Below are 12,251 nucleotides of genomic sequence, written 5' to 3' on the forward strand. Positions count from 1 at the left end.
ATTGAGCTGGATGTTTTGAATGAGTGAATACAAAAAGAATGGCATTTACTTTTCAATGACTTGGCAGTCCTTGGGTAACTTTCTTCTCACGTTTTGAGCTAATGCGCCTTTTGTCACGATCAGAGTCTTTAACTTTTTCAATGTCGTTAAGACTCCATAATTTCCAAAGGGGCTTTGATGGATATTTAAATATTGCACGGGTTTATTTTTTAGGAAGGGAGAGAAGTCATTTTGTGAACCTTCGGCATCGAGGTATTCATAAAAATGGTTAAAATTCTCCAGAGGTAATTTACCCGTATGACGTAGATGAAGATTGATTATAGTTAAATTTTTAATTGAATAAAGAGATTTCACCTGAGTATGACTTAGGTCAAATTTTTTCACCACTGCGGGGCCAAACTTTGCCAAGACATTAAGGATTTTCAAATCTGGATTATTACTGAGATCAATGGTGTAGGCATCATCTTTAAACTCCAATACCGAGTTCATAGACGATAATTTATTGCGCATCATTAGCACACTGCGCAAGAGCTTGAGTTTACTCTGGGGCTCACTCTTAGCAAATTCTTGATATAAAATGTTGCGATAGATGTAGGCCTTGTCATTTTCCGGCTCAACACCGACGGCTTTGAGGAGGGCGATGGTTTGATCAGGCGTTTGACTTTGTTGATTTTTGATTTGGGTACAAGTGAGGGCAATTGAGGCCATTTTTGGATTGATATTTTTTAATATTTCGCTAGCATCAGCAAACTTTTGCATCGACATGAGTGCTTTGCCATATAGATCACAAACTTGCTTGTTCTGCGGATCAAAATTATAACAGACTTGCGCAAGTGTAAGTGCGGTATCTGGCTGACCTTCAAGAAATGCCGTTTCAGCTTTTTGGAGATAATGAGGGATTAATTCGGCCTCGGCATTTTGGCGTTTTAAATCAGATTCCTTTAGTTGATTTAACAGACTCAAGGCCTGTTTTTCTTTATGCTGCAGGGAAGTAATAAAACTGATGCCTAAGCTGATAAGTACAAGCATAAAAAAGGCGGAGGTATTCATCACACGTTTATTGCGCTGATACAATAATTTTAATTGTGTCAAGGTACTTGCTTCTTCTGCTTTGGGCGCAAAGCCGTTGAGGTAGGCTCTTATATCCAAGACCATTTCATTGACAGATTGATAGCGAGCTTCTTTGTTGAGCTCGAGAGCCTTCGCACAAATAGCCTTTAAACTCTCTGCTATAGCTTTGTCCTCGTTATGAAAAATCACCAAGCTAGAATCATTCTTTTCTAAGCTGTGATCCTTCCCTGTTAGCAAGCTATAGAAAATGGAGCCCAGAGCATATACATCGCTTTGAAAAGAGTAGTCAGCGTCTTTTAAAATTTCTGGGGCAATAAAACCCGGTGTTCCTTTGATCACGCCTTTAAGGGAAACCTTTAAGTTGAGATCCTGTAAGTCCTGATCATCAAGCATTTTTTCATCACAATCTTCAAAGACTATATTCGCGAGGCCCCAGTCACAGAGCAAGACTTCACCGAACTGACCGATATAGATATTTTCTGGCTTGAGGTCACGATGTAAAATACCTTTTGAATGGGCATAAATAAGCGCCTCGCAGACTTTGAGAAAGAGGGCTAGAAGTTCCTGAAGAGGCATTTTTGACTGCGCAATAAGTAGATCCTGTAAAGTATCGCCGCGGCCCAGTTTCATGGTGAAGTAGGGGTGACCCAAGTCATCTCTGCCAGTTTCGTAAATTGGCATGATATTGGGATGCTGCAGCAAAGCGGTGATTCGCGCTTCGCGCATGAATTGGGCTTTTTCTTCTTGTGATTCACCTTTCAGCACTGCTAAGGCTATTTCGCGACTGCAAGTCGTATCGTAAACTTGATAAATTTGTTTTTGGGAACCTTCACCAATAAGCTGCTTGCGCAGATACCGTTCATTGCCCACAGATAAACTATCAGTCTCAATTTTTTCCTGAACAAGCTTATACTGTGTTTGCAGGAAATCGCTAAAATTATTGTTGTCTGAGTCCATCTATTTTTATACTCGTTTATTACAAGATACTTGAGTTCAAATATAGCCCATGAGCGAAATTATACATCATTGCACCAGCTAAGTTATTGGCCTAGCGGAGTGACAAATAATTATTAAGCCATTACAATTAAAGCTAGATTTAGTAAAACACCTTATTCAAGAGTGATTTCACCTTATGAGCCAAGCAAAAAATACACGTCAAACGCTTTTAATAAAAATTCGTGATCAATATAATGATGATGCTTGGGAAGAGTTTATTTCTTTTTATCGTCCCTACATTTATCGCGTGGTACAGAATTTAAATCAAATTCAGGCAGTTGATAGGGAAGACATCATTCAAGAAGTGATGCTGATTGCCTGGAAAAAACTGCCTGAGTTCGAGTACCAAGCTCAAAAGGGCCGTTTTCGTTCCTGGCTCAGTGTGATTACTCAAAGGACCGCCAATAGTTTTTACCATAAAAATAAAAAAGCGAGTTTCTTTGAAAGTGATTTTGAAGCCGAAGAACTACAAAAAGGACTGCCACCGGAAATAGAGCAAATTTGTCAGCAGGAATGGGAGAAGCATGTGGCAGAGACTGCTTGGGCTAATATTTCTTCTAAATTTGAAGAAAAAGTTTTACTGGCTTTTCAAAAATTGGCCTCCGGTGAAAAAGGTGAGCAGGTAGCCATCGAACTCGGCCTTTCACAAAACTCGGTGTATGTCTACAAGAAGCGAGTCATGGCGGCTCTGCAAAAAGAAATCGCCTACCTCGATGAGCCATTAAGGTAGATAAATCTTTTATATTCCTGCTTTTAACTTAAGCTTTGCTTAATTCGATATCGCCAAAGGGACGATCTTCTTTAAAACCTGCAACGCGGTTTGTTACGTGGTAATAGGAACCAACTGTGAGTTTAATCCTTGCTTTCCGTGCCATTTTATTTCTCCTTCTAGATTTTTATACCTAAAAGAACCTATATGCACTAATTTTTACTAGCAAGTTTTTACAGAGTTTTCCCTTTCAAAATTTAACCTGTCCCCGGTCTATCAGTCCCCGGTCTATCATCACGCTTCGTAATGAATTACTTCCTTTGTAAAGAAAAGCTGCCTTGGTTGATCATTAAGCATGAGGAAAGGCAGATATACTTCAATGCATTAGAGGAAGCTTAAGTGAATAACAATATCCTGCCATTCATGAACTACATTCAATCTATCCTTGATAGAGACGCTGTTGTTGTCGCGTCTTCCTAATCCACTTATAAGTACAAAATGTTTGAGTTTATCAATTCCTGCCTTGGATGCACTAATGATTGAATATCTAAGAGCTTAAACTTATTTGACCTCATTAAATAAAGGCATTTATCACCTAATGATATGTTTATTGCTTCGATGGCAGTGTAAGCATTGAACCCGGTGATTTCGATGCCGGAGATGATGCCTGGGACAAGTATTTCAAAGAGCTGAATTAAGTGGTTTTGCACTGATCTGACTTTTTTAAATGAAAAAATAAACTTAAGAAAGGTTTCAATGTTTAATGAAACACCGCTCTTACAGGTTTATCCAAGTGTGTCTTGAACCTTGTTGATAGTCAACAAAATGATTGAGCTGCAGTGAATAGCCCATTTATTCCTTGTATATTTTACAGGAAAAATTTGATCATGTAAAATAAGTCCAAGTTGAGTTATTTGGGTGAAAAAGAGCCCAAAATAAATGTCTAAGAGGGTAAAGCGAAATTAAAATTAAATTTTGCTGTAAGATTTTGTCAGCTGACGATAATACAGGTATTAAGAATTAAGTGCATAGCCTTATTTTAATGAAACTCAAAAAAAAATAAAAAAAGCACGGCAGGTTTTTTTTGACTGCAAATTAAGTATTGAAGAATCATCAAATCTTTCACTCAATGAAGCTTAAAGGAATATAAATAAATGAAACAAAAATTCACGTTGATAGAACTTTTAGTTGTGATTGCGATCATTGGCATTCTTGCTTCCCTTTTACTACCGAATTTGAAGAAGTCTAGATATAAAGCTCGATTGGCAGTTTGTGCACAGAATATGCGCCAAAACGGTTTAGCTCTATACTCTTACACGAATGATAACAATGATTACTGGCCTCAACGCACGATGGCCCGTCTTGACAATCTGGAACCGAGCTCCAAGGGAAGATCTCTGTTGGTCGACTATATATCAATCAAAAGCTTATTTTGTCCCTTGAATCAGCCTAAAAGTTGGAATCCGGAAAGCGCTAGTGGCAAGCTTGCGGGAGCATACGAAATGTACTACGGCCAACAGTTGATCAGTGGTAATGGTTATCGCAACACGGCTCTTTTAAAGGTGGGGGATCGTATTAGTTGGGGCTTTGAAGGCATAGATAATTCATTCAGTGTTTTACTTGCCGATAATGATCTATATATCCCCGGAGGTGATGGTCTTTGGGCAAGTTCGCACCCTGATAATGCTGGAGGCATGTCCAGTGAGGAAGTTGCTGGGGCTGATAAATCAGTTTTCTATAAGAGTTACGTTGCTCGCGGTACATTAGATCGTAATTTTCTCTATGAGGATGGATCAGTCAAGCGAGTAAACAATATTATGGCCCCTGGAGCACCAACATCTGCTCATGACCCAAGAATGGCTCGGCTACGAGCAATGAATAATCAGAGTTACGGTACAGTAGCAGTTTATCTGCCCGTGGAAATAGATTAGCTGAAAGACTTGTTAAGGTTTTATCGCTATGGACTCATGCGCTAAAGAAAAACGACTGGGCATGATGCCTTTGACGAGCCCAATACAGCGGGTAACATCATTAAGACTGCATGGAAATCTCCTCTTGAATAAGGTCTTTCACAAAACTCTGTGTATGTCTACAAGAAGCGAGTCATGGCGGCCTTACAAAAAGAAATCGCTTACTTGGGTGAGGAGTTGAGGTAAATCATTGTTCAACTCATTTCTTAATTTAAGCTAATTGAAATGAGTTGTTTTAAAATAGGATGATATTACAATCGTAAGGGGAATTAATCTTAAAATCCCCCTTCAAATATTTACTGACATGCACAGATATATTAATTGAATTTATAGCCTATTTCACTAAATAAAGCACCTTTAGATGAAGCTTCTTTTAAAGCAGGTAACAAACCTTTTACAACTAAGTGTTCATTGTTTTCAATCACAGTCTCGTATACGAGCTCAGGAGAAAATTCCCTAGAACTATTCTGTGAGTGAAGACGATTTATGAATAAAGTGTGTGAGCGAGCTATGGAGAGATCACAAATAAATGAATTGTGTCCATTAATTTTATCCACTACTGCAGGAATAATATTATTTCTTCCAGTCCACGTGTCATTATGTTCTAGTTCAGTAATGAGATTATTTTCAAGATCGTAGACCTTATTAGAATCACATGCCAAAACTATTTTATATTTATCTGTTTTTATACTGACTATGGGCTCAAAGTTCTCGGCGCTGGCATGTGTTACAGTGTAGTGAAATTGAATTCCACTATTGGTTTTTGCACGACAAATAAGTGTGTCGAATGTCTCTATTTGGTATGCCCTGAAAGACTCGGCGTCAATGGTGGCAATACTGGCGCTACTTTTAAAGTTTTCACCTACAAGATATAAACCGAGGTTCATATAATGAGCAAGAGCATTATTGGCAGGAGAGTCAAAAATCATTGAATCACCGGACTTTAGGCGACCAGCCCAATTGTTCCTTCTATAATACATTTTTGGACGTGGCCAGCTTCCAAGTACAGAGACTGATTTAACCTCACCCCATTCCTTGGTGAGGAGTTTCTTTTTGATTTCCTGTATATCGTTTCGGTAAATATCCTGAAAGCCAACGGCTACAATTTTACCAGTTCTCTTGGAGGCTTCCATCATAGTATCTACTTCTTCGACTGTGCCGGCAGCTGGTTTTTCGACCATTACATGGGCTCCCGCTTCCATAGCGGCTATACTTAATGAGGCGTGTGTTTCTATCCCGGTTGGGATGCAGACTAAATCAAGTTGACCTTTCATGGATGAAAACATTGATTCGGCATCTGAAAAAACTTGTCCACCAGATTCTATGATTTCCTCATAAACATCCGGGCATTTAGATGGGGTTCTAATAACTGCCGCAGTTACTTTTACATCTTTTGTTTTTTCTGAGTTTTTGCAAAGATCATAAATGATTTTACCGTACCCAGAAACACCTATTATTGCAATTTTCAACATCTGTAAATCCTTTGTTCTTTATTAAATTAGTTATTCGTCTTAGGTCGAAAAATTTTAGTTTTTTAAGTCCCGTACAAGCCTTCTTAAAGCCCTTATGTTTTGTCCCATGGAGCCTTATCTATTATCATTTTTTCCTCAGTATCTGCAGCATCCCGAGCAGATAGTCCTAAATGGCTAAGATGAAAACTACGTCGAGTTTCTGCTGTGATTTCTCCAGTTCCGGATTTTGGGAATGTTCTCATTAGGGGTGGGTAATAGGGCGATTTGTCATCAAAACTTGTGATTTTACTATGACCTGATGAGTCGATAATAGTACATTCTCCACGGTCCATTGAGGCCTCGATAATTCCTGAAGTTCCGACAATGCGAATCCAGTCGTCACCGTGACCGTCTGCTGATAATGGACGTAAGTAGTCAACGCTAGCCGTTGCGAGAGTTCCGTTTTTAAACTTGATTGATAGGGTACAAGAATCCTCTATCTCTGGGAATTGAGGATGAGCTAAATTTGCATGCATGGCGGAAAGACTTGAACAAGGTGAGTCGGACACAGAATTAATAAAATCTAATGCGTGGATTCCGATCCACGGGATGGTGCCACCATAGCTTGAACGTTTACACAACCACTCATCGCGACTATGGCCAAATTTATAGGATTTCCTAGCATTTAACAAGCTTACATCACCAATTCTACCAGCCTCAATTTGCTGCTTGGCAAAGGCTAATACAGGGTGGTTGCGGTTTGGAAGCATGGCAATACATTGGGTACGATTTTTAATGATAGTTTCCCAAAGCTGTAGAAGATCATTATGTTCCAGAGCTAGGGGTTTTTCACAAATACTGTGACAATTTGCCTTGGAGGCATCGATGGCGAGCTGAGTGATTCTATCTAAACGTGTACTGATTGTAACGACGTCGGGTTTTTCTTGCTCGAGCATTTTAAGGTGATCATCATATACTCTAGCTTTGCTATATTGGCTCGTCATAGTACTCAGGTCTTCACCCTCAAAACCAGGAGCAATTGCCACAACTTCGAGGTCTTTCATTTCATCTGTTTCCTGGAGTACATGAACGTGGTGACCCCAGTTGCCAATTATTGCTAGTTTCATTTTAGTATTCTCTTTTAAGCTTGTTTTCGAAGTTATGGTATATCATCTTTATTCAATGCGTGATTTGGGCCTTTCTAAAGTCGTAAGTTTGATGAATGGGGCCAATGCTTACTTTGACTTGATCATCTTCAAATTTATTATTGAGGTAGGGACTCTTAAAGGTCCAAGAAGGACGTAAGTTAATGACCTGACCATTGATCTTTGGAAGTTTAAAGTCCTTGTGTGCATGAGGATCGTAAAGAAAGCATTCCAGTAGATCGCTATTAGGACTGGATTGATAGACGATACGATCATTTTCGATGGTCAATGGATTGGCTAAGACTACCGTTTGAAAGGCCTCGAATGAATCGTGACTATCTTTATCACCACTCTGTATTAAGTAGCGTGTACTGCTAGCGATGCCTGGCCCACTAAGAGGACTGGCCAGTTCACCACTTTCGTCCCAAGTATAGCCACCATTAATAAATTTAACGGCCGCATAAGCCTTTCCATTACTTGCGAAGATCCAGCCATCTCGCTCGATTTTTTTTAGTTTTTTTCCATGGAAGCGCATGCTTACTGTATTGGTGTGGTAGGAGCCCATGCCTTTAGGCTGATCATCAATGCGTTGAATAAATAGTACATTTTCGTGTTGAAAGCTCCAGTGAGGGTGTTGCGGACGCCCTCCCTTCGGTATTTCTATCTCGGGAAAGATAGCACAGATTTCATCGTCGGAACGCTTACTTAAGGACGGAATCAGAGCCTGGCGGGCGTCGGGATCATCGAATAAAATTCCATACCAACGGTTTTGACGGCTAATGCCACTATATTTTTTTATGGCTTTACCACTATCAGGAGATGTCATGCTTAAGGCTGGGTTTTGCAATGTACACCCCATAATAAAATGAGCGGTGCGATAAGCATAATTAATCAAAGCAGAATCACTCGTGTAAGCTGTGAAATTATCTTTTTTGAGTGATTTTAATTCACCAAGAATGCGATTTTCAATAACAAAGGGTTCAGGCGCCGGCAATTCAGTTTTGCGTAATAAGATTGCCGCTGCTGGCAGTTGGTAGCTACTGGTTTCGATTACTTTCGAATGACTAGATCCAGCATATAGGCCTTCAGGAGCATAGAGAAGATTTTTATACGTTTCGAAACTGTTTTTTCCGTATCCCGCTCGGCTGCGACCACCCCCACGACGACCATTAACGGAAATTTGAGATTCTTCGATAAAGGCTATATCCATGAGCATGCCAAAGCGTTTACGAACGAGTGGATCCAGTGAGAGATCTTGCATATTAAACAGGGATGGCCAAGAATACTTTTGATAGGTGTCTGAACCAACTTCAAACCAGAGACCACTTTTAATGCGTTGCACAGGCCATTCTTGGAAAAAGCGATTGTAGGCATCGTAATGTTCGAGTGCAGTGTACCCATCGTTATATTTTCGTTCTTTAAATTCGGGGTCGTTTTTTAGTAGGCCGGCTACTAGATAATATACTGGGCGAAGGGTTAGGTCATGATTTTCAGTGCCATAGAGCACAAGTAGATTATCTAAGGAAGCATCCTTTACTCGGCTCATTTCTTTTACCACTAACCAAAGTGCCTCTTTCATAGCCTTTTCTGTTGCGGGTTTTAAGCGACCTGGGAAGTGAGTGCTTTTAGAATTAAAGAGAGAGAGGATTCGAACATAATCAGTGATGGCAAAATATGCCCAAGGGGAATACTTTCCGTAATTTTCAGGAAGAAAAACAAAGCCTTTTTCTGAGTTCAGATTGCTAATCGTTTCAGTGAAATTTTGACTACGATCTAATAAGCGTTGATTAGCTAGGTCGATTTTTTCGTTTTGGTAGAGAGCACAGAGTTCCCACATGGTGTCACCCCAAGCTCCGCCGGGCCAAGAGGTCTTTTTAGTAAGGACTTTCTCTCGTGCTTTTTGACGTAAGCTTAGTGAGGCTTTATGGGTATCTATTATGGCAGATAGTTGTTTAGGAGTGTAATTGGCTAAGGGTTTTGGTTTTGGTCTTACAGCAAGTTCAAGCGCTATCAATGGTTTGAAAACAAATGTGAACATAGAGTTATTTAAAGGAGCTTCATCATTCCAAGATGAAATGTCTCTTGACGAAACAGATGTGTCGTGAGTTTTTGTTTCGTAATTAATCTTGTTATTCCAGCTTACTCGATAAACAAGCATTTTACCTAATCTCAGCCCGGCATACGATAATACATAAAAGGCCAGAAGAATTATAAGAATGAGCTTTTTATTATTTGTTGTTTTGTTCATTGATCATTGATCCGTTTGAAATTAATAAGAGAAAGTCCATGAATACTTCAAAAAATTAAAAATATTATTACTTTGGTCATTTCTTGAAAATAATAAATTATTCAGTTGTAACTCTTTTGTTGTATTTAATTGTTTCATTAAAACGTGATAGTGGTTGTTTGGAGGGGCTTATTCATGAAAAAACATTTCTTTGAGTTCTATGCACACGGGTGAATTGTCAGGATTTGTTTCCATGATATCAGCCATGTAATCCCACCATTTTTTCACAATCTCTGTTTGTGGAAGTTCTGCTGCACTATTGTCTGCACTTAATTTTTGTACAGCAAAGAGAGTTAAGCTTTCTTCATCTAAGAATATGGAGTAATCAGATATTCCCGCATGGTTCAAAGCGTGACTGAGTTCTGGCCAGATATCGTCATGGCGTTTTTTGTATTCATTCTCGAAACCAGGTTTCAACTGCATTTTAAAGGCTACTCTTTGCATCTTATTTACTCCTTTATTGTGGTACGCTAATTTTAAAATCTTTGTAGATGGCGGAACGAGTGAACATGTGACGTAGACCAATTCTACCAGATTCAATTCCAGGCGCTTTGGTGTTATTCCAATGGAAGTAAGCACTTTGGTGATTATTAGAGATCTTCATAAACAGTTGTTGATCTTTTTTAATGATCGTGAAGTGATGTTTTTCTCCTGGTTTAAATAATCCTGTATTGAAATAGTCTGGCTCAAGATCTGTGTTTTCTAGGCCTTCACTATTTGGAATGTAACGTCTTGCTCTTATGTAATCTTCATTTAAATCATCAGTGTTATTAAATGCAGCAAAACTAATATGGTAGGTGTTCATATGATCAAAGTACATTTTCATTGCAGGGGTTGTGCGTAAGCTATTCCACTCTGTTATATCCTTTAAGTAGGGTGCCTTGCCTGATCCTGTAGCTTGTATATAAATAATATTTACACAACGGGTTGCGAAATCAGTACGAGTGTAATCAAATTCAATTTTTAGATCTCCAGTAAATTCTTCCTTAGTCCATAAAACCATGTGGTGGTCATCGTTTAAGAATTGTGGACCAGCAGCGAGCAGCATGCCATTGGCACGATTGGTAACGGCGGCAATTTTACCATCGAGAAACCACTTCTCTTGCCAGTTTTCTGTACAAGGGTCATTAAAAACCTCTTTCCAGTTTTGATTTATTGCGGTGTCGAATGCGTTTTTGTCTTGTTCATGACTCATGTTTATTTCCTTGCTAATTAAATCAAAATTTTGCGCAAATCTCTGGCCGATTGTAATAGTGTTTTCTAAATTGTAGTGGCCGCCGTTTATAAGTGGATTTAAATCATCTGTATCAAAACAGGCAACAGAGGCCATTTCTTGGGCTAAATCTGCTTGGGCTTTGCGAACCAATTGGGCTTCTTTGCCCTTGCCGTAAAAATTGCGCACTCGGGCTATGATAAAAGGCATATTGGGAGAATTGAACCTTAGACGTATATCCTTTATAAAATTAGAAAGATTCTTTTTATATTCAGCTCCCTTTTGTTCCTTTCCATCGCTTTCTCCCTGAAGCCAAAGCATCCCCGTTATCTCATAGGGTATTTTTTTATTTTCGAGATCAGCTAGAGCGCCATAGCTCGCTTTCATAAAGTTGATATATTGTCTTCCTGTAGACGGAGCCCACTTCTTATAAAGGTTAGTGCCATTTGCTGCATATTTGACTAGGCGAATATCGTCATCCGGTAAGACTTTGGTAATGGCATGCCCAAAGCCGATTTCTGGGCCAATTCGATAGGCAGGAGCTAAAGCCACCCATTTGTTTCGCCTGTAGTCCCAAGTCTTAACTTTTGAATTAGCCTGATTGTAGGGGGCATTTAAGCCACCCCCGTAAACTTGTCCCACCATGTTTGATTGCCCGGCGAGTAGAAATACTTTGATTGGATTATTGCCATTATGGAGGTAAAAAAATAAATCCGGTGCAACGGACTCTAATTCTTTTATGATGATAGAGGCAATGACCAGGGCGCCCTTTGGGCTAAAGTGGGTGGTGTCTGTCGGTTCAAAATTGTATGTCTGACTTTCCTTTTCTCCGATTTGATTGTGATGGGCAATGCTAATTGTATTGAGGTCTAAAAAGGGAAGCTTTTGCTCTTCAGCCACAGCTTTTGCGCTGAGCGCAAAATCCGGTAAAATACGACTTTTGTTATCATTGAATATTCTTGGTAAAATTTTGCCATCCTCATCAAAATTACGACGAGTTACAGAACTTAAAATAATAGCTTTTGAGCCGGCCTTCTTGATTCGCAGTACATAATTTTTGAGTTTTTGAGCGTAGGCTTTCGCATCGCAGACTTTCATGTCGTTATGACCAAACTGAACCAGTACGTAATCTGGTTTTTTTGCAAGAAGGTCGTCTAAACGCCTGGAAAGTGAGTCGAGGGTCGCGCCATTTTTTGCGTAGTTGAGTACGGTAACATTTTTATTGACTTGTTTGGCGAAGGCAGGGCCCCAACCATAAGTTGTGGCTACAGTTGAGTCTCCAATCAAGCCTACTTTTAGCTCAATTTTTTGCTTGGCGGCAATAGCTATTGTAAGGCAAAAAAATATCAAACATGTTTTAAAAATAAGTTTCATTATTTATCCTTCTAAATTATTTTTTTTACGAATGA

Annotated in this window: 8 protein-coding genes; 2 read left to right on the forward strand and 6 right to left on the reverse strand. The window is 39.4% G+C overall.

The annotated features are described in order from the left end of the window. Nucleotides 1–45 precede the first annotated feature (45 nt). Entirely contained in the window at nt 46–2,028 is a 1,983-nt protein-coding gene (locus PQO03_RS04810; protein ID WP_274151554.1) for a serine/threonine-protein kinase, read from the reverse strand. A gap of 175 nt (nt 2,029–2,203) precedes the next feature. On the opposite strand from PQO03_RS04810, the gene PQO03_RS04815 reads away from it, so the two are divergent. Together PQO03_RS04815 and PQO03_RS04820 are read left to right on the forward strand one after the other, a co-directional pair. Then, nucleotides 2,204–2,797, forward strand: coding sequence for an RNA polymerase sigma factor (locus PQO03_RS04815; RefSeq protein WP_274151556.1), 594 nt, complete (start codon nt 2,204–2,206; stop codon nt 2,795–2,797). A gap of 1,133 nt (nt 2,798–3,930) precedes the next feature. Further along, nucleotides 3,931–4,707, forward strand: coding sequence for a type II secretion system protein (locus PQO03_RS04820; RefSeq protein WP_274151558.1), 777 nt, complete (start codon nt 3,931–3,933; stop codon nt 4,705–4,707). Between the two features lie 356 nt (nt 4,708–5,063). Here PQO03_RS04820 and PQO03_RS04825 read toward each other — a convergent pair whose 3' ends face one another. The 5 genes from PQO03_RS04825 to PQO03_RS04845 form a co-directional block, all read right to left on the reverse strand. Next, entirely contained in the window at nt 5,064–6,218 is a 1,155-nt protein-coding gene (locus PQO03_RS04825; protein WP_274151560.1) for a Gfo/Idh/MocA family protein, read from the reverse strand. 92 nt (nt 6,219–6,310) lie between these two features. Next, the gene (locus PQO03_RS04830) at nt 6,311–7,324 is read right to left on the reverse strand and encodes a Gfo/Idh/MocA family protein (RefSeq protein ID WP_274151562.1); all 1,014 of its coding nucleotides are present in this window, start codon (nt 7,322–7,324) and stop codon (nt 6,311–6,313) included. Nucleotides 7,325–7,376: 52 nt separating this feature from the next. After that, the gene (locus PQO03_RS04835) at nt 7,377–9,590 is read right to left on the reverse strand and encodes a hypothetical protein (RefSeq protein ID WP_274151564.1); all 2,214 of its coding nucleotides are present in this window, start codon (nt 9,588–9,590) and stop codon (nt 7,377–7,379) included. A gap of 168 nt (nt 9,591–9,758) precedes the next feature. Next, entirely contained in the window at nt 9,759–10,073 is a 315-nt protein-coding gene (gene rhaM, locus PQO03_RS04840; protein ID WP_274151566.1) for an L-rhamnose mutarotase, read from the reverse strand. Nucleotides 10,074–10,086: 13 nt separating this feature from the next. After that, a complete protein-coding gene (locus PQO03_RS04845; protein ID WP_274151568.1) occupies nt 10,087–12,216 on the reverse strand; it encodes a DUF1961 family protein in 2,130 nt (709 codons plus the stop codon). Nucleotides 12,217–12,251: the final 35 nt, after the last annotated feature.

The organism is Lentisphaera profundi (assembly GCF_028728065.1).
Lineage (GTDB): Bacteria > Verrucomicrobiota > Lentisphaeria > Lentisphaerales > Lentisphaeraceae > Lentisphaera > Lentisphaera profundi.